Raw genomic sequence first — 24,735 nt, forward strand, 5'->3', positions numbered from 1 at the left:
CGCGGTATCGCCCGGCGTGTTGAAGTCATGCCGAGTTTCCCGCCAAGTGATACCGGTGGTTGTCTGACACGGGTAAACCTGCGTCCTGCACCATTGGCAAATCCCTAAAATATTTCGTCAACCGTTTCATTCATCAAAGGAAGTTCCATGAAACTCAAGCTAGTCGCTCTGTCTATCGCTCTGCTCGCCACCGGCGGCGCTTTTGCCGACACTCTCGCCAAGGTCAAGGCCTCTGGCGTGGTCACCATGGGCGTGCGTGATTCGTCCGGTGCCCTGTCCTACACCCTGGGTGATGGCAAGTACACCGGCTACCACGTCGAGATCTGCCAGCGTATCCTGGCCAATCTGGAGAAGGCAGCCGAGCGCAAGCTGGAAATCAAATACCAGCCCGTGACCTCGCAGAACCGCATTCCCCTCGTGCAGAACGGCACTGTGGACATCGAGTGCGGCTCCACCACCAACAACGCCACCCGTCAGAAAGACGTGGCTTTCGTCGTGACCACCTTCGTTGAAGAAGTCCGCATTGCAGTCAAGGCCAACTCGGGCATCACGTCCATCGCCCAGCTGAACGGCAAGAACGTCGCCACCACCACCGGCACCACCTCTGTGCAGACCCTGCGCAAGAACGAGCGCGCCACCGGTATCGACTTCAAGGAAGTCTTCGGCAAAGACCACTCTGACAGCTTCCTGCTGCTCGAGTCCGGCCGCGCTGATGCTTTCGTGATGGACGGCTCCATTCTGGCTGGCAACATCGCCACTGCCAAGAACCCGGCTGACTTCCGCATCGTTGGCGAAGTGCTGAGCGTGGAACCCATCGCCATCATGATCCGCAAGGACGACCCGCTGCTCAAGCGTTTGGCTGATGACACCGTCAAGGCCATGATCAAGTCCGGCGACATGAACAAGCTGTGGAACAAGTGGTTCCTGGAGCCAATTCCTCCGAAGAACACCCGCGTGGGCCTGGCCCTGAGCGCCAGTACCAAGGCCGCCTGGGACAATCCAAACGACAATCCGATGGAAGCCTACGCCAAGAAGTAAACCGGCATTGAGTCAATAACCCCGCCAGGCTGATTGCCCTGGCGGGGTTTCTCGTTTACTGTCGCTTAAAACAACAACAGACAACACAACCCTTTGCTGGAGCCGAAATGACGTGGGATTGGCAGGTATTTCTAACTGACGACGGTGGAGGGCGCACTTACCTCCAGTGGATGTTTGACGCGTGGGGCTGGACCCTGGCTGTTGCCGGCGCCTCATGGGTTGTGGCCATGGTGATGGGGGCACTGGTCGGCACCGTTCGCACGCTGCCCAACAGCCCTGTGCTGGTTCGCCTCGGAAACATATGGGTGGAGCTGTTCCGCAACATCCCCCTGCTGGTCCAGATCTTCATCTGGTATTTCGTCATTCCCAAAATCATTCCGGCCATGAAAGACCTGCCCAGCTTCGTGCTGGTGGTTTTCGCTCTCGGATTTTTCACATCAGCACGGATCGCCGAGCAGGTAAGGGCGGGCGTGCAGGCGCTGCCGCGTGGCCAGCGCTACGCCGGCATGGCCATGGGCTTCACGACCCTGCAGACCTACCGTTACGTCATCCTGCCGATGGCTTTCCGCATCATCATTCCGCCGCTCACCAGCGAGTCGATGAACCTGCTCAAGAACTCTTCCGTGGCTTTTGCGGTATCCATCGCAGAGCTGACCATGTTCGCCATGCAGGCCCAGGAAGAGACCTCGCGCGGCATCGAGATTTATCTGGCCGTGACGGCTGCCTATGCGCTGTCCGCGTTCATCGTGAACCGCGTGATGGCCTTTGTCGAGAAGCGCGTGCGCATTCCGGGTTTTGTAGTGGCAGGCGCCACAGGCGGAGGGCACTGACATGTTCGGACTCGACCTGAGCTTCGTGAACTGGGAGATCATCTCCAAGTTCGTCATCAAGGGCTTCATCTTCAGCGTGCAGCTCACCGTGATTGCCACCATTGGCGGCATCATTTTCGGCACCATCCTCGCGTTGATGCGCCTGTCGGGCAAGGCCTTCCTGGCCGTGCCCGCCACCATCTACGTCAATGGCATGCGCTCGGTGCCGCTGGTCATGGTGATCCTGTGGTTCTTCCTGCTGGTGCCAGCCAGCTTCTACAACATGATTCCGGGTGGCAGCAACTACCGCGCGGAAATCTCGGCCATCATCACCTTCATTGCATTTGAGGCTGCCTACTTCAGCGAAATCATGCGTGCCGGTATCCAGTCCATCTCGCGCGGACAGGTCAATGCCGGCCGCGCTCTGGGCATGACGTACTCGCAGAACATGCGGCTGATCATCCTGCCGCAGGCCTTCCGGAACATGGTGCCCATCCTGCTCACGCAGACCATCATCCTGTTCCAGGACACCTCGCTGGTCTATGCAATCGGCGCCTATGACCTCCTCAAGGGTTTCAGCACCGCAGGCAAGATCTACGGGCGCCCTGAAGAGGCCTACTTGCTGGCCGCCGTTGTCTATTTCGTGATCTGCTACAGCCTGTCCTACATGGTCAAGCGTCTGAACAGCAAGATCGCCATCATTCGTTAAGACCGCCCCCACTGCGTACAGGTCATCAGGGCACACTGGAGAAGAACATGATTGAGTTGCAAGAAGTTTCCAAATGGTACGGCGAGGTGCAGGTGCTCAACGACTGCACCACCAGCATCAAGAAGGGCGAAGTGGTCGTGGTGTGCGGACCTTCCGGGTCCGGCAAGTCCACCCTCATCAAGACCATCAATGCGCTGGAGCCCTTCCAGAAAGGCAAGATCTTCGTCGACGGCCAGGCCGTTCACGACCCGAAAACCGATCTACCCAAGCTGCGCTCACGCGTGGGCATGGTGTTCCAGAACTTCGAGCTGTTTCCCCACCTCAGCGTGACCGAGAACCTCACCCTGGCCCAGGTCAAGGTGCTCGGCCGCAGCATCGATGAAGCCAAGACCCATGGCCTCAAGTACCTCGACCGCGTGGGCCTCATGGCACACAAGGACAAGTTCCCCGGCCAGCTCTCGGGCGGCCAGCAGCAGCGTGTGGCGATCGCCCGCGCCCTCAGCATGGACCCGATTGCCATGCTGTTCGACGAGCCCACCTCTGCGCTTGACCCCGAAATGGTGGGCGAGGTGCTCGACTGCATGATGGGCCTGGCCGTGGAAGGCATGACCATGATGGTGGTCACGCACGAGATGGGCTTTGCCCGCAAAGTCGGCAGCCGCGTGATTTTCATGGACGTGGGCGGCCGCATTCTGGAAGACTGCTCCAAGGACGAGTTTTTCAGCCACCCCGAGAACCGTCAGGCGCGCACCAAGGACTTCCTCAACAAGATCCTGCAACACTGAAAGTGCCCGTCGCTGAAACTTTTCAGCATCGTGAAAAAGCCCTCTTCTCGAGGGCTTTTTTTATGGGTCAGTGGTTACTTCTTGCCAGCTGCTTTAGTCGGCTCAGGCGGTGGCGTGACCGCTGGCCAGTGGATGATCTCTGATTTCCCGGCTGCGACGGAAACCAGTTGGTGGATAGTCTGCCCTGCAAACACCTTCTCGCGCATGTCCTTGATTCAGAGTGCGGAGACCGGTGATGACTGCGGCCGCATGAACGCCGGCGGTGCGTCCCGCATGTGGGCGGAGGCATGAATCCACAGCCCTGCAAAGTGGGCCTGCTTGCTCTGGTCGAGTGCCTGAATGTCCTTGCGGATGCGGTCGTCGATCAGGGGCAGGTTGAGCAGAAGGATGGGCGTCACCTGTGGCATCCAGCGCATGATCTTGATGAAGCCGGAATAGCAGGGCAGGCCTTTGGGCAGGTAGCCAGTGACCCTGATTTCGATTGCGACACTGTCTTCGGCGATACCCAGCCGCTCCAGGCTGCGCTCAATGATGCAGGCCCAGTCGTAGGTGATCAGGTCTTCGTCGACCAGGGGTGGAAACTCGGTGGAGTCGAAGCCGCGGGAGCTGGTCAGCCAACTGAAGAGTTGTTTCACTCGTGATTTCCCTGAGCATGAATCGTTGTTGTGGTCGTTGCAGCCGCCCCTTTGGGCTTGTGCCGACTCCACCGGTCACCATCAGTTCGGGAATGTAGCGTTCACTGGCCCGCATGACCAATGCCAAATCGTGTGAAGGTTATTACCGCAGCGCATGCGCCGCGATGGTGAGCGACGGGCAGGTCTAGAGTGGGCCTGCCAGTAGGCCATATCAATTCGAAAAGCCCACGATGCGAAGCAAACTCGTAACAGCGCCCTTTACATGTTCCGCCGGTATTGGCCGCCCACCTCAAACAGCGCGGTGGTTATCTGGCCGAGCGAGCAGACGCGGACCGCGTCCATCAGCACCTCGAACACATTGTGGTTTTCGATCACGGCCTGTTGCAGGCGTTTGAGCATCGCGGGTGACTCGCTGGCATGGCGGGCGTGGAAGTCGGCCAGGCGCTGCAGCTGACTCTGCTTTTCCTCTTCGGTGGAGCGGGCCAGTTCCAGCTTGTCCTGCACAGCGTCGCCATGCGGGTTGCGGAAGGTGTTGACACCGATGATGGGCAGCTCGCCGGTGTGCTTGAGCATCTCGTAGTGCATCGACTCGTCCTGGATGCGGCCACGCTGGTAGCCCGTCTCCATCGCACCCAGCACGCCGCCGCGCTCGGCGATGCGCTCGAACTCGCTGAGTACCGCTTCTTCCAGCAGCTCGGTCAGCTCTTCGATGATGAAGGCGCCCTGTGAGGGATTCTCGTTCTTGGCCAGACCCCATTCGCGGTTGATGATGAGCTGGATCGCCATCGCGCGGCGCACCGATTCTTCGGTGGGGGTGGTGATGGCTTCGTCAAATGCGTTGGTGTGCAGGCTGTTGCAGTTGTCGTAAATCGCGATCAGTGCCTGCAGCGTGGTACGGATGTCGTTGAACTGGATTTCCTGCGCGTGCAGGCTGCGTCCGCTGGTCTGGATGTGGTACTTGAGCTTCTGGCTGCGTTCGTTGGCGCCATACTTTTCCTTCATCGCCACCGCCCAGATGCGGCGCGCCACGCGACCCATCACGGTGTATTCCGGGTCCATGCCGTTGCTGAAGAAGAAGCTCAGGTTGGGTGCGAAATCGTCGATGTGCATGCCGCGCGCCAGATAGGCCTCGACAAACGTGAAGCCGTTGGAAAGCGTGAAGGCCAACTGGCTGATCGGGTTGGCTCCTGCCTCGGCGATGTGATAGCCGCTGATGGAGACCGAGTAAAAGTTGCGCACGTTGTGGTGAACGAAGTACTGGGCGATGTCGCCCATCACCTTCAGGCTGAACTCGGTCGAGAAGATGCAGGTGTTCTGGCCCTGGTCTTCCTTCAGGATGTCGGCCTGCACCGTGCCGCGCACATTGGCCAGCACCCATTCGCGGATCTTGGCGGCTTCGGTGTCGGTGGGTTCGCGGCCGTTTCCAAGGGGAGGAGGGGCCTTGAACTTCTCCAGGTTCTGGTCGATGGCGGTGTTCATGAACATCGCCAGGATGCTGGGCGCCGGGCCGTTGATGGTCATCGATACCGAGGTGCTCGGGTTGCACAGGTCAAAGCCGTCGTACAGCACCTTCATGTCGTCGAGCGTGGCAATGCTCACGCCGCTGTTGCCGACCTTGCCGTAGATGTCGGGCCGCACCGCCGGGTCGTTGCCGTAGAGCGTGACCGAGTCGAAGGCGGTGGACAGGCGCTTGGCCGCCATGCCCTCGCTGAGCAGCTTGAAGCGGCGGTTGGTGCGGAAGGGATCGCCTTCGCCGGCAAACATACGCGTCGGGTCTTCGCCCTCGCGCTTGAAGGCGAAGGTGCCAGCGGTGTAGGGGTAGCTACCGGGCACGTTGTCCAGCATCAACCACTTGAGAATCTCGCCATGATCTTCATAAGTCGGCAGACTGACTTTGCGGATCGGCGTGCCTGACAGCGACTTGGTGACCAGTGCGGTGCGGATTTCCTTGTCGCGGATTTTCACCACGTACTCTTCGCCGCTGTAGGCCTGCTGCATCTCGGGCCACTGACCCAGCAGCTTGCGTGCATCGGCGTCCAGCAGGGCCTTGCGCTGGCCTGCCAGGTCGAGCACCGCCTCGGCGGCAGGTGCGCGCTGGGGCTTGCCGATCTTCAGCATGGCAGCCGAGGCCTGCAGCTGCTGGATTTCGCGGGCCAGTTGCGCCTGCGCGCGGGCCCGCTTCTTGTAGGCGCGCACGGTGTCGGCGATCTCCGCCAGGTAGCGGGTGCGGGCGGGCGGCACCACTGGGGTCTGGTTGGTGCTGTGGCGCACCGCTACGGCCGGCAACACGCCATCTGACAGCTTCAGGCCCAGGGCAGCCAGCCGGGGCTTGAGCGCCTGGTAGAGCGCCGTCACGCCGTCGTCGTTGAAGCGCGCGGCCATGGTGCCGAACACCGGCATCTGGTCGGCGGGGGTGGTCCAGGCTTCCTTGTTGCGCTGCACCTGCTTGGAGACATCGCGCAGCGCGTCGAGCGAGCCCTTGCGGTCGAACTTGTTGATGGCGATGAACTCGGCGAAATCCAGCATGTCGATTTTCTCGAGCTGGCTGGCAGCGCCGAATTCGGGCGTCATCACATACAGCGGTACATCGACATGCGGCACGATGGCGGCGTCTCCCTGGCCGATGCCGGAGGTCTCGACCACGATGAGGTCAAAGCCGGCGACCTTGCAGGCGGCGATCACGTCGGGAAGTGCCGCCGAGATTTCGCTGCCGAAGTCGCGCGTGGCGAGCGACCGCATGAAAACGCGAGCCCCTGTGTCTGGCGCGGAGGTCCCTGCCCAAGGACTGATGGCATTCATTCGGATGCGGTCGCCCAGCAGCGCACCGCCGCTTTTCCGGCGCGAAGGATCAATGCTGATCACCGCAATGCGCAGCTGGTCGTTCTGGTCCAGCCGCAGGCGGCGAATGAGTTCATCGGTAAGCGATGACTTGCCCGCACCGCCCGTGCCGGTGATGCCCAGCACCGGTGTCTTGTGGCTGGCGGCGGCAGCGCGCAGGGCCTCTACGGTTTTGGCGTCCGCTTTTCCATTCTCAAGCGCGCTGATGAACTGTGCCAGCGCGCGCCACGCCGCCTCGCTGTGGCCTTCAATCGCGTTGATGCTTTTGGGCGCGTAGCCGGTGAGGTCCTTGTCGCAGCGCATCACCATCTCGCCGATCATCCCGGCCAGACCCATTTTCTGGCCGTCTTCAGGGCTGTAGATGCGCGTGACGCCATAGGCATGCAGCTCGCGGATTTCCGGTGGCACGATCACGCCGCCGCCGCCACCAAACACCTGGATGTGTTCGCCGCCACGGGCCTTGAGCAGGTCGACCATGTACTTGAAATACTCCACATGCCCGCCCTGATAGGAACTGATGGCAATGCCCTGTACGTCTTCCTGTAGCGCGGCGGTGACCACTTCGTCCACGCTGCGGTTGTGGCCGAGGTGAATGACCTCGGCGCCCATGCCCTGCAGGATGCGCCGCATGATGTTGATGGCGGCATCGTGGCCGTCAAACAGGCTGGCGGCGGTGACAAAGCGCACCTTGTGCTTGGGCCGGTAGTTGGCGAGGGCTTGGTACTCTGCGGACAGGTCGGTCATGGTGTCTCCGGGTCACTGGTGCGGGCGGCAGGCAGGCTGACCGCGCTCGGCTGGGCGCGTGTCGCCCACGGTGTGCGGTTGCCGCTATTCAAACGGGATACTGGTGGATACCAGTCTTTACGTTTACGTAAACGTCAATTCTATCCGCCCCCCGTGTTTTGGCAAGAAAAAAGGGCGCCGAAGCGCCCTTGGGGTAGTGGGCCAGGCCCGTGTGCTACCTGTTATTTGTACAGCACACTCGGTAGCCACATGCCAATGGCCGGGAATACGTACAGCAGGATGATTGCCACCACCTGAATCGCCATGAAGGGCAGCATGCCAGAGAAGATCTGGCCCAAGGTGACGTGCGGCGGGCTCACGCCCTTCAGGTAGAACGCTGCCATCGCCACTGGAGGGCTCAGGAAGGCCGTCTGCAGGTTCAGAGCCACGAGCAGGCCGAAGAACAGCGGATCGATGTTGAAGTGCGGCAGCAGCGGGATGAAGATGGGCATGAAGATCACGATGATCTCGGTCCATTCCAGTGGCCAGCCCAGCAGGAAAATGATCACCTGCGCCATGATCATGAACTGCAGCGGCGTCAGGTCCATGGACAACACCCACTGGTTGATCAGCTCCTGGCCGCCCAGTAACGCAAATGCCGCCGAGAAAATGCTGGAGCCCACAAACAGCCAGCACACCATGGCGCTGGTCTTGGCGGTGAGGTAGACCGACTCCTTCATCACCGTCATATTCAGGCGCCGGTACGCCGCTGCGAGCAGCAAACCGCCCATCGAGCCCATGGCGGCTGCCTCAGTTGGCGTGGCAATACCAAACACAATGGTGCCCAGCACCGCCAGAATCATGATCGCCAACGGGAAGAAAGACCCCAGCAGCATCTTGAAGATTTCCAGCCTGACGAAGTTGAAGTAGGCGTAGAACAGCGACAAAGCCACCGCGCAGCTGGCAAGCGCAATCCAGAACGTCATCGGTGCCGGCACACGCTCGGCTGGAGCCGGGGTCGCGGGTGCGGAAGGCTCTGCCACCGCTGCAACGGCTGGGGGCGCTGCTGCTTCGGGTGCGGCGGCGGGTGCTTGGGCTGCCGCGCCGACTTCTGCAGGCGGAGGCTGCAGACCGCCTTCTTCGGGAGGAGGCTGCAGGCCACCTTCTTCCGGTTCAGCCAGGCTGCTGCTCTCTTCGGCGGAGTCGAAAGATGAACCGCCCATCGCCACCACGCCGTCGAGTTGTTCCTCGATCACAGGCGCTGTCACCTTGAGGTAGATGAAGCTCATGAGGACAATCACGGCCAACGCTGGCAGCAAGGCCACTATCAGGTGGTTGATGAGGTCGCGCATCGGCACATCGGCGTTGCGCTTGCCCTTGATGGCGCCAATCAGTCCGGGCAGCACCTTGTTGCTGATGTTGGCGGAAACCACATCAGCGAACGGCGGCAGTGGTACCTTGCGGTCCTCGGCCGACATTGGCGGTGCCATGTGGGGCTTCCACTTGGCCAGCACGATGACGTACAAGATGTACAACGTGGCCAGCATGATGCCGGGGAAGAACGCGCCAGCGTAGAGCTTGACGACGGAGACGCCTGCAGTGGCGCCATAAACAATCAGCATCACCGAAGGCGGGATCAGGATACCCAGGCAACCCCCTGCCGTGATGGCACCGGCAGACAACTGCACGCTGTAACCGGCGCGCAGCATCGCGGGCAGTGCCAGCAGACCCATCAGCGTGACCACGGCGCCGACGATACCGGTCGCCGTGGCAAAGATGGCGCAAGTGACGATGGTCGCAACAGCCAGCGAGCCGGGCAGCCTGGCCGACGCCAGGTGCATGCTCTTGAAGAGCTTTTCGATCAGGTTGGCGCGTTCAATCAGGTAACCCATGAACACGAACAGTGGAATCGAGATCAGCACGTCGTTGGACATGACTGAATACGTTCGCTGCACCATCAGGTCCAGCGTTTGTTGCACGGCCAGGTCCGGGTTCTGACTTCGGTAGGCAATCCAGGCGAAGACCATGCCCATGCCCATCAGGGTGAAGGCGGTCGGGAAACCCAGCATGATGGCTACCACCACCAGTGCCAGCATCAACAGGCCCAGGTGGCCGTTGGTCATTTCGGAAGGCGATGGCAGCAGAATGAACGCCGCCAACACCACGCCTGCCATGATGGTCAGGCCAAACCAGACTTCTTTTCTCATTTGTGGGCCCCGTTCGGTTTGACCACCAATGCGTCCAGCTTCGCAATATCTTCGTCTTTCACGTGAACCATTTCCTTGAGTTTTTCGACATCGACCTCTTCCACGTCGTCGCCTCTCGAGGGCCATTCACCCTGCTTCAGGCAGACGATGCAACGCACGATTTCCACCAGACCCTGGGCCAGCAAAATGGCGCCAGCAATCGGGATGATGGTCTTGAACGGGTACACCGGCGGCCCGTCAGCGGTGATGTTGGAGTGTTCGTTGATGGCCCATGACTCGGCGGCAAAGTTGTAGCCGGCCCATGCCAGCGCCACGACGCCGGGAATGAAGAACAGGATGTAGAGCGCCAGATCCAGCCCGGCCTGCAGGCGGGGCGGGAAGAAGCCGTACAGCACGTCGCCGCGGACGTGCCCGTTTTTGGACAACGTGTAAGCGCCGGCCATCATGAACATCGTGCCATACAGCATGCTCATCACGTCAAAGGCCCACGGGTGCGGGTTGTCGAGAATGTAGCGCGAGAAAACTTCCCACGAAATCAGGAGTGTCAGTGCCACGATGAGCCAGGCGAAGACTTGGCCCACCCATGTGCTTATTTTGTCGATGGTGAGAAGGAGCTGTTGCATTTTTTGCCTACATAAAAGAAATCAGCCACCCGGACAAAATCCGGGTGGCTGATTATTATCTACCTAAGAATCAGGCTTTCTTGGGTGCGGCCTTCCCGCCGAAGAAGTGGCCCACGGCCATACGGCGGCTCACGTTGGTGTCCTGATCCCACTTGACAGCACGCTCGGCAAACGCGCGCTGCGAGGCGACGATTTCCTTGAACAGTGGGTTCTCTGCAGATTTCTTGACCAGGATGTCGTCCCAGATCTTGAGCTGGTCCTGCAGGATCGCGTCAGGCGTCTTGTAGAAGCGGACCTTGTCCTTGGTCTGAAGCTCGATGTAATCCTTGGAGTAGCGGTCGATGGCTTTCCAGGACATATCGGCCGATGCAGCCTCGGTGGCACCAGCGATCACGGCCTTCATCTTGGCTGGCAGCGCGTCGTACTTGGTCTTGTTGAACATGATCTCGAAGGTCTCGGCGCACTGGTGGTAGCTCTGCAGCATGCAGACCTTGGACACATCAGGGAAGCCGAGGATACGGTCAGAGGTGGCGTTGTTGAACTCGGCGCCATCCAGCAGGCCGCGGTCCATGGCCGGAACAATCTCGCCACCGGGCAGTGCATTCACAGCTGCGCCCATGGCGGTGAACAGGTCAATGGCCAGACCGTTGGTACGGAATTTCAGGCCTTTGAAGTCAGACGACTTGGTGATGGGCTTCTTGAACCAGCCCAGTGGCTGGGTGGACATCGGGCCATACAGAAAAGACTGCACGTTGCCGCCGATGGAGGCGTACAGCTTGGACAGCAGCTCAGCGCCACCGCCGTACTTGTGCCATGCCAGCACCATGTTGGCGTCCATGCCGAAGGCGGGGCCAGAGTTCCACAGGGCCAGCGCGTTCTGCTTGCCGTAGTGATAACCGAGCACGCCGTGGCCGCCGTCGAGCGTGCCTTTGGACACGGCTTCGAACAGGCCGAAAGCAGGCACCACTGCGCCAGCAGGCAGCACTTCGATCTTCAGGTCGCCGCCGGTCATGTCGTTGACCTTCTTGGCGTAGTCGGTGGCGTACTCGTGGAAGATGTCCTTGGCGGGCCAGGTGCTCTGCCAGCGCATCGTGATCGGGCCGGCCTGGGCCTTGGCGACCATCGGTGCCGTCATGGCGCCAGCGGCAACAGCTGCACCCTTCAAAAGGCTGCGTCTACGGGTATTTTTGCTCTCGGTCATCACCAGTCTCCTGTGTAAAAAAACAACCTCCAGATCATTGGGCAAGGCGCTCTAATGACCAAGAGGGTTTCCACCAACAAAGCCACTGTGCATTACGTGGGAATCGGTTGAAAGTGATGCATGCCTCCAGTGGGTAATCTGCAAAGGCACGGCACGCAAGGTTGCCGCACGCGGGCGGTGCGCTCAGGTCACCTGCAAGCTCTGCAAGGCGCTGTCTCCGGGCGGGTAGCGCAGCGGCAACGCCTTGAGCGTGTCGCGCACCAAAGTGGCGATCATCAGGTTGCGGTGGGTTTTGGAGTCGGCGGGCACCACCGTCCACGGGGCCCAGGGCGTGCTGGTCGCGTTGAGCAGGTTTTCATAGGCCTTCTGGTAGTCGGACCATTGCTTGCGCACCTCCAGGTCACCGAGGCTGAATTTCCAGTGCTTGGTGGGGTCGTCCAGCCGCTCCTGCAGGCGCTGGCGCTGCTCCTCAAAGCTGATGTGCAGCATGAACTTGAGGATGATGGTGCCGGTGTCCGTCAGCATGCGCTCGAAGTCGTTGATGTGCGCGAATCGCTGCGCTGTTTGTGCCGGCGTGATCCAGCCGTTCACTGCCGGCACCAGCACGTCTTCGTAATGGCTGCGGTTGAACAGCATCAGCTCGCCGGCGCCCGGCACCTGCTGGTGAATGCGCCAGAGGAAATCGTGGGCGCGCTCGTTTTCGGTGGGCGCTTTCCACGCCGCCGTGTGCACACCGAGCGGGCTGATGCGACTGAATACGCCGCGCAGCGTGCCGTCCTTGCCCGAGGTGTCGGTGCCCTGCAAGACCACCAGCAGCTTGAAGCGCCTGTCGGCATAAAAGAGGTTCTGCAGCTCGTCGAGTTCTGCCGCCAGTGCGTCAATGGCCACTTTGTCAGCGGCCTTGTCGCCGCTCGAGAACGGTTTGGCAGCCGGGTCGAGCCTCGCGAGTTTGCAGGGCTTCTGGATGGTGGGCTGCCAGGGTGCGAGCTGTTTGGCAGTGACTTCACCCGCCTTGCCTGGCGATGCGGAGCCCTTGACTGGCGCCTTGGCAGATGTTTTCTTGGGGGCTTTTGTGGGGGATTTCGTGGAGGATTTCCCTGAAGTCCTGGCGGATCGGGCGGCGGGGGAGGATGGCATGGGCTGACCTCGCGGGGGTGATGTTCGGCAGGCTCGGTGGTCCAGGATGACTGCCTGGGCGTGAGCGACCATTCTGCATGGCTGGCTGTGATCGCGCTATCGCGGGTTTGCATTACCGACAGGCCATGGTCAGGACTACACTGTGCGGCCCTGAACTTCGCCTGGCCCGACACCGGCCCGGCACCAGCAAACCACGACCAGAGAGGCCCTGCGATGAACAGCCCCATGTCCACCCCCCCTGCGGCGTTGCCCACTGCGATGGCGGTTCAGCCTGCAGCCGGTTATGCCGGCGACATTCCGCCCGCGATGGCCCACCAGTGGATGAGCTCGGGCGACGCGGTGCTGGTCGATGTGCGCACCGATGCCGAACGCGAATGGGTGGGCTTTGTACCCGGTGCGGTGTCGGTGGTGTGGAAGCAGTGGCCGGGCATGGCGATGAACCCCTCGTTCGACGCTGCGCTGAAGGCGGCGGTGCCTGCGGGCAAGAAAGTCGTGCTGCTGTGCCGCAGCGGGGTGCGTTCGGTGGCTGCCGCCAAGCGTGCGACCGAGCTGGGGCTGGAGGCCTACAACATCCTCGAAGGCTTTGAGGGCGACCCGGACGCCGAGGGTCACCGCGGGCAGCTCGGTGGCTGGCGCCGCGCAGGTCTGCCGTGGCGGCAGGGCTGATGCAAAGTCGTTCGTGCCCGCGTACTGGAAAACCTTGAGAAATCCCGACGCAGCGGGCGGCAGACGCTGCTGCAAATCTGCTCATAATCCATCGCAATGACTTTTCTGGCTCTTGACGTGGGGAACACGCGCCTGAAGTGGGCGCAGTACGAAGCGCCCGCGCCGGGTGCGCGGCTGCTGGCGCACGGCGCCGTGTTCCTCGAAAACATCGACAAACTGGCCGAAGAGAACTGGCGCGAGATTCCCGCGCCTTCGCGCATTCTGGGCTGCATCGTGGCAGGCGACGCCATCAAGCGCCGCGTGGCCGAGCAGATGGAAATGTGGGAAGTCGCGCCGCGCTGGGTGGTTTCCAGTGCGCAGGAGGCGGGGCTCACCAACGGCTACGACCATCCGGCACGGCTGGGCGCTGACCGCTGGGTGGCCATGATCGGCGCCCGGCACCGCTTGCTGGCACGCGGTGTGGTCAAACCCTGCGTGGTGGTGATGGTCGGCACGGCCGTGACGGTAGAGGCCATCGATGCGTCCGGCAAGTTCCTCGGCGGCATCATCCTGCCCGGCCACGGCATCATGCTGCGTGCGCTCGAATCAGGCACCGCCGGCCTGCATGTGCCCACCGGCGAGGTCTGTGATTTCCCGACCAACACCAGCGATGCGCTGACCAGCGGCGGCACCTTCGCGATTGCCGGTGCGGTGCAGCGCATGGTGGAAAACGTCACCCGCCATTGCGGCGAGGCGCCCGAGTGCATCATGACCGGCGGTGCCGGCTGGAAAATGGCGCCCAGCATGTCGGTGAAGTTCGAACTGGTGGACAGCCTGATCTTTGACGGCCTGCTGGAGATCGGGCTCCGGCGCTTCGCCGGTTGAGCTGCCGGCTGACATGCCGGCGCGTTCGCTGCGGCAGGGGCTGGCGTTGCCTCAGCTGGTTTGTGCGGCGTTGCGAAGTGCCAGTTCCAGCGTGCGGGCGGGTTGCACGCCCGGAAGCCAGTGCGGGCCGATGCGAAAGGCAGGAACGCCGCTCACGCCCTGTGCTCGGGCCATCGCCAGCGCCTGCTCGTGGATTTCACGGAAGCGCCCATCCCGCAGCGCCGCCTCAAACCCCACGGGATCGAGACCCACTTCGCGTGCGATGTCCACCAGCACGTCCACGCGCCCGATGTCCCGGTCTTCCTGAAAAAACGCACGCAGCACCGCGTCGTTGTAGACATGTCCCTTTCCCTCGGCGCGGGCGAACTGGTAACCCTGCCAGGCCATGGCCGTGTAGGGCTGCGGTGACACGCTGGGCAGACGCAGCTGAACCCCGAACCGCTCAGCGACGGGATAAACCGACTGTGGCCACACCGTTTGCAGGTAGCTGTCTTCCGGCCGCAAGGTCGGCGTCGGGTAGGGCCGCAGCTCGAAGGGCATCCACTCGATGTCCACCGGCTGGCCGAATGCCTCCACGGCCTCCAGCAGCGGTTGCTCGGCAATCATGCAGAACGGACACACAAAATCAGACCAGACCTGGACCTTGACCACTTGAAAACTTTCTAGGGAAAGAGGATGCGCCGACAAGGCCGCGTTGATGGGGACTGTCGCTCACTCGCCCCAGGGCAGCATCAACGTGACGATGGACAGCTTGGCAAATTCGGGCACGAACTCGTCAATGATGCGCTGCGGCTCAGGGCACAGCGCGGTGTCGGTGATGACGCCGAACTGCACCCCGCCACCGTAGCTGAGGATGGACACGCCCAGCCCGACATCGCCCGACTGCGGCACCCAGAACAGGCTTTGCTCCAGCGTGGATCCACAGAACTTGAGCTTCTCGCGCGGACCCGGCACATTGGTCATCACGGCCGTGGTTTTCTTGGCAAACAGGTTGAGCATCATGTCCTGTGCCGGTTTGATCAAAAGGCCCGCCACCGCCAGCAGGCTGAAGGCCAGCAGCGGCTGGTAGCTGCCCTTGAGTGCCATCATGCGGCGCCGCACTTCGTACACCCGCTCGATCGGATTCGCCACGCCGATCGGCAGCACCAACGGCACCAGACCAAAGCGGTTGCCCAGCTTGTGAGCCTGGTCCAGCGGCCGCAGGTTCACAGGCACCATGGCGCGGATCTCCTGACCGGTGACGTCGTCGCCCATGGACTGCAGGTACTCGCCCAGCGCACCGGCCACACAGCTGAGCAGCACATCGTTGACCGAGCAGTTCAGGGCCTTGCCGACAGCCTTGACCTCATCGAGCGGAATCGGCTGGCACCAGGCCACTTTTTTGATGCCCGCCGGCTGGCCCTTCAGGCGCGTTTTGGAGTCGTCGGGCATCAGCGCCAGCGCGGCGGAATCGGACAGCAGCTGCAGCAGCACCTTGGTGGCGTCAACCGAGCGCCCCAGGCCTTTTTCCATGCCGCGCTGCAGGCGCTCGGGGTCACCCAGCATGCCCAGCGAGCGCGCGGCGCTTTCGCCCACCGCGCCCAGCGCCTTGACGGTGATGTCGGTGAAGGGCTTGAGCAGCGTGTCGGTGATCCAGTCTTCCGGTGCTTCGTTCAGGCCGGCCTTGCGACGCCGCTCAGGTGGCGGCGTGCCGCCATCGACCAGCGACATGGTGACCGAGATCAGCGCAATACCGTCGGCGATGCAGTGGTGAATGCGCACGATCAGCGCGCTGCCCTTCACGCCATCGGGACCGGTGTAATCCTCAATCAGGTGGATTTGCCACAGTGGTCGCCTGCGGTCCAGCGGCTGCATGGCCAGCTCGGCCACGCGGGCCTGCAGCGCGGGCTCCTGGTTGTCGGCGGGCGGCAGCGTGATGGGCACGATGTGGTGCGCCAGATCGAACTTGCGGTCGGTGACCCAGGTGGCGCCGGCGGCGTCTTCCATCACGCGCTGGCGGAAGCGGTCGTACTTGAGCAAACTGTTTTCAATGCGCTCGCACACGGCGGCGTGGCTCACGCCGGGGGCGAGCTGCCACACGCCGACGATCATCATCAGGTTGGCGGCGCTGTCCATGCGCAGCCAGGCGGTGTCGACCTTGCTCATGCGCTCGCCCGACAGGCCCAGCGTGCCAGACACCGCGCGGGTGATGTTCTTCTGCACCTTGCCAGCCACCTTGCGGGCTGTCTTCGTTGTCTTTTCGACGGTGGCTTTCTGACCGGCAACCGCCGCCCCGACACGTGTGACCATGAACGCTTCCCCTGAAAATCGGCCCCGGATGGGGTAAGTTCCCTATTTTGCAGGGAAGGCGGTGGCTAAGATACCGGGCAGTTACCCGGGTTGTCTGGTGCGGCTCACCCGCCGACCGACAGCCCTTCTTCCACCACCGATTGTTCCTGACGGAGACCTCCATGTCCGACCTGAAAGCCGCTTTTGAAAAAGCCATGGCCGATTCAAAAAACCTGTCCGAGCGCCCGGACAACGCCACGCTGCTGAAAATCTATGCCCTCTACAAACAGGGCAGCAGCGGCGACAACGCCGACAAGAAACCCGGCTTTGGCGACATGGTGGCCCGCGCCAAGTGGGATGCATGGAACAGCCTCAAGGGCACGTCGAAGGACGATGCCATGCAGCAGTACATTGACCTGATTGAATCGTTAAGCTGATTTGTCCCGGCCGCGCACTGGCGGCTGAGCTCAGGCCATCACGCGACGATACCCCGCTGCCGCAGAGCTGCGATCTGAGCCTCGCTCAGGCCCACCTCGCGAAGCACGGCATCGGTGTCCTGCCCCAGCGTGGGTGCATTGCTGCGGTGACCGCCTGGCGTGAGCGACAGCTTGGGCACGAACCCGGGTACCGCCAGCTCGCTGCCGTCCTGCATCTGCACGGTCTGCAGCATGCCGCGTGCGGCATAGTGCGGGTCGGCCGCGATGTCGGCCACGGTGTAGATACGGCCTGAGGGCACTTCGGCTTTTGCAAGCGCCGCGAGCGCTTGCTCGACGGTCAGGGTGGCTGCCCACTGACCAATGGCTTCGTCGAGTTCCGCGACCCGCGCCACGCGGCCCGTGTTGTCTGTCAGCCCCGCATCGGCGGCAAGATCAGGCCGGCCGATGCACTGCATGAGGCGTTTGAAAATGCTGTCGCCATTGCCGGCAATGAGTGCATAACCGGCATCGCTGCAGCGGTAGGCGTTGGTGGGTGCAATGCCGGGCAGGGCGCTTCCAGCCGGGCCGCGCACCGCGCCAAAAGCGCTGTATTCAGGCAACAGGCTTTCCATGCAGTTGAACACCGCCTCATACAGCGCCACATCGATCACCTGACCCACGCCGTGCTGGTTGCGGTGGTGCAGCGCCATCAGGATGCCGATCACACCGTGCAGCGCGGCCAGTGTGTCGCCAATGCTCACGCCCACGCGCACCGGCACACGGCCTGGTTCGCCGGTGAGGTGGCGCAGGCCGCTCATGGCCTCGGCCACGACGCCAAAGCCGGGCCGGTCCTTGTACGGCCCGGTCTGGCCGTAGCCGCTGATGCGCAGCATGACGAGCCGGGGGTTCAGCGCCTGCAGCACCTCGGGGCCCAGTCCCCACTCTTCCATGGCGCCAGGGCGGAAGTTCTCAATCAGCACATCGGCTTGCGACGCCAGCTGGCGCACGATGTCCTGGGCATCGGGCTGCCGCAGGTCGAGCGCGACCGAGCGCTTGTTGCGTGACTGCACCTGCCACCACACCGAGGTGCCGTCCTTCAGCAGGCGCCAGCGCCGCAAGGGGTCGCCCGCACCCGGCGCTTCAATCTTGATGACGTCTGCACCAAAGTCCGACAGGGTCTTGGCGGCGAACGGCCCGGCGATCAGCTGGCCCAGCTCGACGACTTTGAGACCAGCGAGCGGGCCGGCGTTGGCGGTGGATGACGCGGTGGAGGACACGGGCATGGACCGTCAATCCGCAGTCTTCTTTTTGGCGGCTGTTTTGCGCGCTGCCGGCTTCTTCGCCAGCAGGCTGTCGAGGTTTTTCACGATCTCCTCCTCGATGCGGTCCTTGAAGGCGCCGAGCAGAAAGCCCAGCTTCGCGTCGAGCTGGAAGCTGCTGGCGGTCACGACCAGCGTGCCGTTCACACCGGAGCGGGTGAAGCTGACCAGGTCTTCCGCCTTGCCTTCTTCATAGGTGCAGGCCATATCGAATTTCTCTTCGGCCTGCTCGGCCCACTTGAAGGCAATCTTGCGCGCTTCGGCAAAGCCCAGCGAATGCTCACGCCGGATCTGGATGTCAGCCATGGGGTGTCTCCTGCAAAAGGGGGTTGTTTGTGGTGTGTGTTTGCGCCGCAGGCGGTGGTGGGGCGGAAGACGCCAGCGCCTTCAGGGCCCGGTGCCGCTCTGCCTTGGTCAGCTTCGCCAGCTGTTTCACCGCATCATAAAACCGTGGCCAGTCCCGGCCCTGCTGCACAAACAGGGCTTCGAAGCCTGGCACCAGTTCATCGTATGCGGCCTGTACACCGAAGGACGCGTTGTTGGCCTGCAGCACCCACGGGTCGTAGCCTGCGAAGCCGCCCCAGTTGTTTTTGAGCGTTTCGTACTCACGGCGGAACTTCTCCAGGGCCGCCGTCTTGAGTGCCAACCGCTCCGCTTTCTGCTCTGCTGAAACAGGGCGGGGCGCGATCTCTTTGGCACTATCGGTGGCCTCGTCGCCGGGACGGTCACGGTCTTGCTCTGCGTAAATCTGCCTGAGCTCCTGCCGTGTGCGCTGCGCCAGCGCGCGGAACTGCTGGCGGCGCCCGTTGAACTGCGCATAGGCCTGCCGTGCCTCCGGGCTGGCATGGGTGTCCAGCCAACGCTGGCCGCCCAGCCGTTCGACGGCCGTGGCGAACGACTCGTTGAACGTGGTGTCGCCCGAGGCAAACACCACCTGGTGCGCCAGTTCGTGGAACAGCAGTCGGGCCAGCTCGCCCTCCGGGTAGTTGATGAAGGTGTTGAGTAACGGGTCGCCGCCGGCCCAGTTCATCCAGCCGAGGGTCGAGTAGGCAGGTACACCGTATACGGCGGTTTCAAAGCCATCGGCTTTGAGCTTTGCGGCTTCCGCACGCGCCTCGCCTTCGTCGAAATAGCCGCGGTAGCCCACGCAGCCGGTGACCGGAAAGCACCAGGTCTTGAGCTTGAGCGACAGCTCCGGTGCCGCCACCACATTCCAGACCACCGCGCTGCGGCGCAGGTCGGCGTAGCGCCGGTAGCTCGGGTTGTCGGGCAGGGAAAGCTCGCTCACTGCAAAGCTTCGGATGCGCTGCGACAGCGCCAGCCGTGTTTTGAGCGAGGCCGATGCGCTGGTATCGGACAGCCACTCGTCCACTGGCTTGGCGGCATTCAGCATCTGCAGGTGGCCACTGACCGATTGCCAGTAATAGGCCGGGCCCGTACAACCCGCCAGCAACACGCCGACGCCACTGGTCAGCAGGGTGCGGCGGAGGGTGGCGATCCACATGGGCTCTGGCCGCTCAGGCGGTGGCGGGAACCGACGCTTTGGCGTCCGGCTGCACCTGCACCAGGCAGTCGTAAAACACCGGGCCCCGGCCGAGATCGGTCAGGTGCTGGCTGGTCAGCTGGTTCACGTTGGTGCCGTCCAGCCCGAGCTTGCGCCACCAGATACCAAGGCCATTGACCACGCCGGGCCGCGCGCGCGAGGAGATTTCGGCCTTCACCCGGTACTCACCGCGCTGGTTGAACACCTTGACTACCGCGCCTGAGGTGATGCCCCGCGCAGCGGCGTCGTCGGCATGCATCTCCAGCACCGGCTCGCCTTCGATGTCGCGCAGGCTTTTGACATTGACAAAACTGGAGTTGAGGAAGTTGCGCGCCGGTGGCGAGATCATGGCCAGCGGATAGGCCTCGGAGCTGCCGCTGGGCTCGTGGTTGGGCACATGGTCGGGCAGGCCGTCCAAGCCCATGTCGGCCAGCCGCTGGCTGAAGAACTCGCAGCGCCCGGACGGTGTCGGAAAGCCGCCGTTGGCGTACGGGGCATCGGGCAGGGCCAGTGTGGCGAAGCCTGTGTCCAGCAGGGTCTGGAAGTTCACCTTGTCGCCATACACCGTACGGCACAGCGTGAGATCGTCATCGGCGAAGCAGGGCTCGGTGAAGCCCATGTGGGCGGCCAGTTCGCGAAAGATCTGCGTGTTGGGTTTGGCCTGGCCGAGCGGTGCGATGGCGGGCCGGTTGAGCAGCGCGTCGGTGTGGCCGTAGGCGCTGTGCACATCCCAGTGCTCCAGCTGCGTGGTGGCGGGGAGCAGGTAGTCGGCGTAGTCGGCGGTATCGGTCTGGAAATGTTCCAGCACCACTGTGAAGAGATCTTCGCGCGCGAAGCCCTGCACCACCTTGCCGGACTCGGGTGCCACTGCCACCGGGTTGCTGTTATAGACAATGAGCGCCTCGATCTTCGGGCCGAACTCAGGAGAGCTGTCCTTCAGTAACTCGTTGCCGATGGTGCTCATGTTGATGGTGCGGGGTGTGCGACCTGCCAGCAGCTCAGGGCGCTGCAACGCGGCCTTGTCGACCGGGAAGAGGCCGGAGGTGCTAAGCAGCACGCCGCCCGCATGGTGGCGCCAGGCGCCAATCAGTGCCGGCAGGCAGGCCACGGCACGCGCTGCATTGCCGCCGCCGTGCACCCGCTGCATGCCGTAGTTCAGCCGGATGGCGGCGGGCTGCCCGGTGACGAAACATTGCCCGTAGTCGCGGGCCAGTTGCTGGATCTGTTCGACTGGAATGCCGCACACCTGTGCGGCACGCTCTGGCGGCCATTGCAAGGCCCGCTCGCGCAGCGCCTCCCAGCCCAGCGTGTGCTGCGCGATGTAGTCGTGGTCCAGCCAGTCGTGGGTGATGAGTTCATGCATCAACGCCAGGGCCAGCGCGGCGTCGGTGCCCGGCAGCAGCGCGATGTGTTCATGGCATTTTTCGGCTGTTTCGCTTTTGCGCGGGTCAATGCAGACCAGCTTGGCGCCGTCGCGCTTGGCCTGCTGCGCATAGCGCCAGAAATGCATGTTGCTGCCAATCGAGTTGCTGCCCCAGATGATGATGAGTTTGGCCTCCGCAAAAAACTCGACCCGCATGCCCACCTTGGCACCCAGAGTTTGTGTCATGCCCTCGCCGCCAGCCGCCGCGCAGATGGTGCGGTCCAGCAAGGACGCGCCCAGCCGGTTGAAGAAGCGGCCGGCCATGCTTTCGCTTTGCACCTGGCCCATGGTGCCGGCGTAGCTGTAGGGCACGATGGCTTCGGGGTTGCGCGCGGCGATCGCTTTCAGGCGCGTGGCAATGTCGGCCAGGGCCGTGTCCCAGCTCACGGGTTCGAACTGTCCGCTGCCCCCATGACCTTTTGGTCCAATGCGGCGCATGGGTTGCAGCAGACGCTCGGGGTGGTAGGTGCGCTCGGTGTAGCGCGAGACCTTGTTGCACAGCACGCCACCGGTCTGCGGATGATCGGGGTTGCCCTGCACCCGCGTGGCCACGCCGTTCTCGACGGTGGTCAGCAGCGAGCAGGTGTCGGGGCAGTCGTGCGGGCACGCGCCGCGCACCTGGACTGTGCCCTGAACGGCAACGGTCTCAGGGTTAGCGATAGGGGCAACGTGGATGGGATGGATGGTGTTGCTCATGGTTCAAATTTATAGTGACCTTCAGCCGGGCAGTCCTCGGCAAGGAGGCAAGATGACCACGACAACAAGAAGCGTACGTGCAAAAAGCATTTTCCTGCGCGAGGCCATGGACCGGTTGACCGGCTCTTTGAGAGAGCTCAGTGCGCCGGTCGCGCGATTCACCATGTTAGCGGCCCTTGCGTTGCCGGGTCTTTCAGCCCACGCGCAGGAAGGGGTTGGCCGCACCACCATCACCATCGGCCAGTCGGTGGCGATGACCGGGCCGGTGGCCACGCTGGCGATACCGTTCACGCAAGGCGCCAGGCTTTACTTCGAGCGCACCAACGCCGCTGGTGGCGTGAACGGGCGCAAGATCGAAGTGGTGACGATGGACGACAGCGGCGTTCCCGAGACGGCTGCCGCAAACACCCGCAAGCTGATTGATCTGCGAATGTTTTCGCTGTTTGGTTACTACGGTTCTTCACAGGTGACGGCTTCTAACCCCTTGCTGAAAGACACCGACATCGTGCTGTTCGGGCCGATGGCTGGTGCGGACGAGCTGCGTGGCTCGCTCTATCCGAATGTGTTTTCGGTGCGCCCGGGTTACTCCGAAGAGGCGGCTGTGGTCACGCGGCATGCGGAAGCGCTGGGCATGCGCAAGCTGGCCATCCTGCATGCGAGGGACAGCGAGTCGGTTGCAGCGCTGGACTCCGCCGAGCGGACCTTGGGCGGACTGGGCGCCAACATGGTTGGGAAGTCGGCCGTCGCCGCAGCCACTGTGCCCGCAGCCGTGGCCGATGTGCTGGGCAAGCGGCCTGAGTCGGTGTTGGTGATCAGCGAGTCGGGCATCGCCGCGGCAGCCATCCGAGAGCTGCGTGCGAAGGGCTATCGCGGGCCGATTTACGGCTTCTCGAACACCGGCGAAAGCCTGCTGGCCGACCAACTGGGTGCGGCAGGGGCCGGGGTGGTTGTGGTGCGCGTGACACCCAAGTCAGACAACGCCAAAAGCCCGCTGGTGCGTGAGTTTCTTGCTGACGCGGCCGTCGCCAAGGTGGGCAAGCCCAATGTGTACATGCTGGAGGGTTACATCGCTGCGGGCGTATACGTCGAAGCCCTGCGCCGGGCTGGCAAGGACCTGACGCGCGCCAAGCTGCGCAAGGCGCTCGATACCATGCAGGAATTCAACCTTGGGGGCTTTCGTATTCACTTCGAGGGTGACCGCGTGGGTTCCAAGCTGGTCGAGCTGAGTCTGGTCGACGCCACGGGACGTGTGCGGGAGTAGCTCTCAAGACGGGCTCCCACGAGTCGGGTTTCAGGGCCGAGAAACCCTTTGCCTTGTAGGGCCGGCAGACTACACCGCATCGCTGGCGCCACCTCGCCCTGTTGGAACGGCGCCACGCGTGTCATGGCCGGGGTGAGGTCTTTAGGATTTCTGCGCGCAGCAGTTCAAGACGGAATCAATACCTAAGTATCTAACCGGGTGAAGCTGGTTTCGTTCTGTTACCGACAGGCGTGCCGCGACTGCTACCAAAGGTAAGTGATGTCGCGAAAATATGTGCATGCATATCAATCGCCGTCAATTTTCCATCGTCGCTGGCGCCACCACGCTGGCAGGTTTCAACCTCGCGCGTGCGCAGTCAGACAACAAGATCATTCTGGGTCAGTCGGCCGCCTTTACCGGCCCTGCTGCGCAACTGGGCATCCAGTTCTATCAGGGGGCCAAGGTCTATTTCGACCAGGTGAATGCCCAGGGCGGCATTGGCAAGCGGCAAATTGAAATCCGTCAGCTGGACGACGGCTACGAGCCGGACCGCTGCGCCGAAAACACACGCAAGCTGTTGGCCGACGACGTGTTTGCCCTGTTCGGCTACATCGGCACGCCGACCAGCGTGGTGGCCCTGCCACAGGCGACCAAGGAGAAGGTGCCGTTTTTCGGGCCATTCACCGGTGCCATGGCATTGCGCGAGCCGTTCAACCGCTACGCCTTTCATGTGCGTGCCTCGTACAACGACGAGACCGCGCTGATCGTCAAGCAGCTCACCAGCCTGGGGCTCAAGAAAATCGCGGTGTTCTACCAGAACGACGCCTATGGCAAGGCGGGCCTCAGCGGTGTGACGCTGGCTCTCGGTGCCCTGGGTCTGAAGACCGTGGCAGAAGCCACTGTGGAGCGCAATTCGGTGGACGTGGCTGGTGCCGTCAAGACGCTGACCGCTGCAGGCCCGGACGCGGTGGTGCAGATCGGTGCGTACAAGGCTTGCGCCGCTTTCATCCGTGAGGCCCGGAAGGCCGGCTATGGCGGCACGTACTACAACGTGTCGTTCGTCGGTACCCAGGCACTGGCCGACGAGTTGGGCAAGGAGGGTGCCGGTGTGGTGGTTTCGCAGGTGATGCCATCGCCCTACAGCGCGGCGCGGCCCATCACCCGTGAATTCGTTGACGCCGTGAAGGCGGCCGGCAAGGATGCGCAGGTCAACTTCTCCAGCATGGAAGGCTACATGGCCGCCAAGCTGTTCACTGACGGCGTACGACGCGCCGGCGCCAAGCTGACACGTGAATCGCTGATTGCCGGGCTGGAGGGCATGGGCAGCCAGCAGGTGAGAGGCTTTCCGGTGTCTTTCTCGCCGACCGACCACGTGGCATCGAGCTTTGTCGAGCTCTCGATGCTCACCGGCGACGGCCGCGTGCGCACCTGAGTTTCTGCGACCCCGGGTAGCCCTCCCGGCAAGCAGCGCTAAGGGGCTATAGGGGGTGCTAAGGAGCGGGCAGGACTATGGCCCACGGTGATTCGGGCGGGTCCCTGCACGCCAGCCGGCTTCACCGGCGCCCCTCTCAGTTATGCTTGGCGGAGCCGCAGGC

General features: G+C 62.7%; 21 protein-coding genes. 9 read left to right on the forward strand and 12 right to left on the reverse strand.

The features are described 5' to 3' along the window. Positions 1–147 precede the first annotated feature (147 nt). The 4 genes from AAG793_RS10760 (at position 148) to AAG793_RS10775 (ending at position 3,341) form a co-directional block, all read left to right on the forward strand. Positions 148–1,038: an amino acid ABC transporter substrate-binding protein gene (locus AAG793_RS10760; RefSeq protein WP_341907988.1), complete on the forward strand. Its 891-nt coding sequence runs from the start codon at positions 148–150 to the stop codon at positions 1,036–1,038. A 107-nt stretch (positions 1,039–1,145) separates the two neighbouring features. Further along, positions 1,146–1,868 (forward strand): amino acid ABC transporter permease, encoded by a 723-nt coding sequence (locus AAG793_RS10765; RefSeq protein WP_341907991.1) that lies wholly within the window; start codon positions 1,146–1,148, stop codon positions 1,866–1,868. A 1-nt stretch (position 1,869) separates the two neighbouring features. After that, positions 1,870–2,556 carry an ABC transporter permease subunit gene (locus tag AAG793_RS10770; RefSeq protein ID WP_341907995.1) on the forward strand — a complete coding sequence of 229 codons (687 nt, stop codon included), beginning with the start codon at positions 1,870–1,872 and terminating at the stop codon, positions 2,554–2,556. Positions 2,557–2,603: 47 nt separating this feature from the next. After that, positions 2,604–3,341 (forward strand): amino acid ABC transporter ATP-binding protein, encoded by a 738-nt coding sequence (locus tag AAG793_RS10775; RefSeq protein ID WP_341907998.1) that lies wholly within the window; start codon positions 2,604–2,606, stop codon positions 3,339–3,341. Between the two features lie 215 nt (positions 3,342–3,556). Here the strand turns inward: AAG793_RS10775 and AAG793_RS10780 are convergent, their stop codons facing one another. The 6 genes from AAG793_RS10780 to AAG793_RS10805 form a co-directional block, all read right to left on the reverse strand. Continuing rightward, positions 3,557–3,976: a hypothetical protein gene (locus AAG793_RS10780; protein WP_341908001.1), complete on the reverse strand. Its 420-nt coding sequence runs from the start codon at positions 3,974–3,976 to the stop codon at positions 3,557–3,559. Between the two features lie 258 nt (positions 3,977–4,234). After that, positions 4,235–7,558, reverse strand: coding sequence for a fused isobutyryl-CoA mutase/GTPase IcmF (icmF, locus tag AAG793_RS10785; protein WP_341908004.1), 3,324 nt, complete (start codon positions 7,556–7,558; stop codon positions 4,235–4,237). Between the two features lie 221 nt (positions 7,559–7,779). Beyond that, positions 7,780–9,744: a TRAP transporter large permease subunit gene (locus AAG793_RS10790; RefSeq protein WP_341908008.1), complete on the reverse strand. Its 1,965-nt coding sequence runs from the start codon at positions 9,742–9,744 to the stop codon at positions 7,780–7,782. Beyond that, the gene (locus AAG793_RS10795; protein WP_341908011.1) at positions 9,741–10,367 is read right to left on the reverse strand and encodes a TRAP transporter small permease subunit; all 627 of its coding nucleotides are present in this window, start codon (positions 10,365–10,367) and stop codon (positions 9,741–9,743) included. The genes AAG793_RS10790 and AAG793_RS10795 overlap by 4 nt, the downstream gene beginning before the upstream one ends. Before the next feature lie 70 nt (positions 10,368–10,437). Further along, positions 10,438–11,568, reverse strand: a complete 1,131-nt coding sequence (locus tag AAG793_RS10800) for a C4-dicarboxylate ABC transporter (RefSeq protein ID WP_341908013.1) — start codon at positions 11,566–11,568, stop codon at positions 10,438–10,440. Between the two features lie 183 nt (positions 11,569–11,751). Then, on the reverse strand, positions 11,752–12,705 hold the full coding sequence (locus tag AAG793_RS10805; RefSeq protein WP_341908016.1) for a PPK2 family polyphosphate kinase: 954 nt from the start codon (positions 12,703–12,705) through the stop codon (positions 11,752–11,754). Positions 12,706–12,930: 225 nt separating this feature from the next. Here AAG793_RS10805 and AAG793_RS10810 point away from each other — a divergent pair, with 225 nt between their 5' ends. Together AAG793_RS10810 and AAG793_RS10815 are read left to right on the forward strand one after the other, a co-directional pair. Beyond that, complete coding sequence (locus tag AAG793_RS10810; protein ID WP_341908019.1) at positions 12,931–13,371, forward strand: rhodanese-like domain-containing protein; 441 nt, start codon at positions 12,931–12,933, stop codon at positions 13,369–13,371. A 96-nt stretch (positions 13,372–13,467) separates the two neighbouring features. After that, the gene (locus AAG793_RS10815; protein WP_341908022.1) at positions 13,468–14,235 is read left to right on the forward strand and encodes a type III pantothenate kinase; all 768 of its coding nucleotides are present in this window, start codon (positions 13,468–13,470) and stop codon (positions 14,233–14,235) included. Between the two features lie 51 nt (positions 14,236–14,286). Here the strand turns inward: AAG793_RS10815 and AAG793_RS10820 are convergent, their stop codons facing one another. Further along, positions 14,287–14,886, reverse strand: a complete 600-nt coding sequence (locus AAG793_RS10820; RefSeq protein WP_341908025.1) for a DsbA family oxidoreductase — start codon at positions 14,884–14,886, stop codon at positions 14,287–14,289. A 60-nt stretch (positions 14,887–14,946) separates the two neighbouring features. Beyond that, positions 14,947–16,524, reverse strand: a complete 1,578-nt coding sequence (locus AAG793_RS10825) for a wax ester/triacylglycerol synthase family O-acyltransferase (RefSeq protein WP_341908028.1) — start codon at positions 16,522–16,524, stop codon at positions 14,947–14,949. Between the two features lie 161 nt (positions 16,525–16,685). On the opposite strand from AAG793_RS10825, the gene AAG793_RS10830 reads away from it, so the two are divergent. Beyond that, positions 16,686–16,940, forward strand: a complete 255-nt coding sequence (locus AAG793_RS10830) for an acyl-CoA-binding protein (RefSeq protein WP_341908031.1) — start codon at positions 16,686–16,688, stop codon at positions 16,938–16,940. A gap of 38 nt (positions 16,941–16,978) precedes the next feature. On the opposite strand, the gene AAG793_RS10835 is transcribed toward AAG793_RS10830, so the two are convergent. From AAG793_RS10835 to AAG793_RS10850, 4 genes are read right to left on the reverse strand one after another with little or no spacing between them, the layout of a single operon-like run. Beyond that, positions 16,979–18,202: a CaiB/BaiF CoA-transferase family protein gene (locus tag AAG793_RS10835; RefSeq protein WP_341908033.1), complete on the reverse strand. Its 1,224-nt coding sequence runs from the start codon at positions 18,200–18,202 to the stop codon at positions 16,979–16,981. 6 nt (positions 18,203–18,208) lie between these two features. After that, a complete protein-coding gene (locus AAG793_RS10840; RefSeq protein ID WP_341908036.1) occupies positions 18,209–18,544 on the reverse strand; it encodes a polyhydroxyalkanoic acid system family protein in 336 nt (111 codons plus the stop codon). Further along, positions 18,537–19,742, reverse strand: coding sequence for an aminopeptidase (locus AAG793_RS10845; protein ID WP_341908039.1), 1,206 nt, complete (start codon positions 19,740–19,742; stop codon positions 18,537–18,539). Before AAG793_RS10845 ends, AAG793_RS10840 begins: the two co-directional genes overlap by 8 nt. Positions 19,743–19,755: 13 nt before the next feature. Next, a complete protein-coding gene (locus tag AAG793_RS10850; protein WP_341908042.1) occupies positions 19,756–21,900 on the reverse strand; it encodes a molybdopterin oxidoreductase family protein in 2,145 nt (714 codons plus the stop codon). 163 nt (positions 21,901–22,063) lie between these two features. Here AAG793_RS10850 and AAG793_RS10855 point away from each other — a divergent pair, with 163 nt between their 5' ends. Both AAG793_RS10855 and AAG793_RS10860 read left to right on the forward strand, forming a co-directional pair. Further along, positions 22,064–23,161: an ABC transporter substrate-binding protein gene (locus AAG793_RS10855; protein ID WP_341908045.1), complete on the forward strand. Its 1,098-nt coding sequence runs from the start codon at positions 22,064–22,066 to the stop codon at positions 23,159–23,161. A 277-nt stretch (positions 23,162–23,438) separates the two neighbouring features. Beyond that, positions 23,439–24,572 carry an ABC transporter substrate-binding protein gene (locus AAG793_RS10860; protein ID WP_341908048.1) on the forward strand — a complete coding sequence of 378 codons (1,134 nt, stop codon included), beginning with the start codon at positions 23,439–23,441 and terminating at the stop codon, positions 24,570–24,572. The last annotated feature ends 163 nt before the right edge of the window (positions 24,573–24,735 follow it).

It is taken from the genome of Polaromonas sp. YR568 (genome assembly GCF_943372955.1).
Lineage (GTDB): Bacteria > Pseudomonadota > Gammaproteobacteria > Burkholderiales > Burkholderiaceae_C > Polaromonas.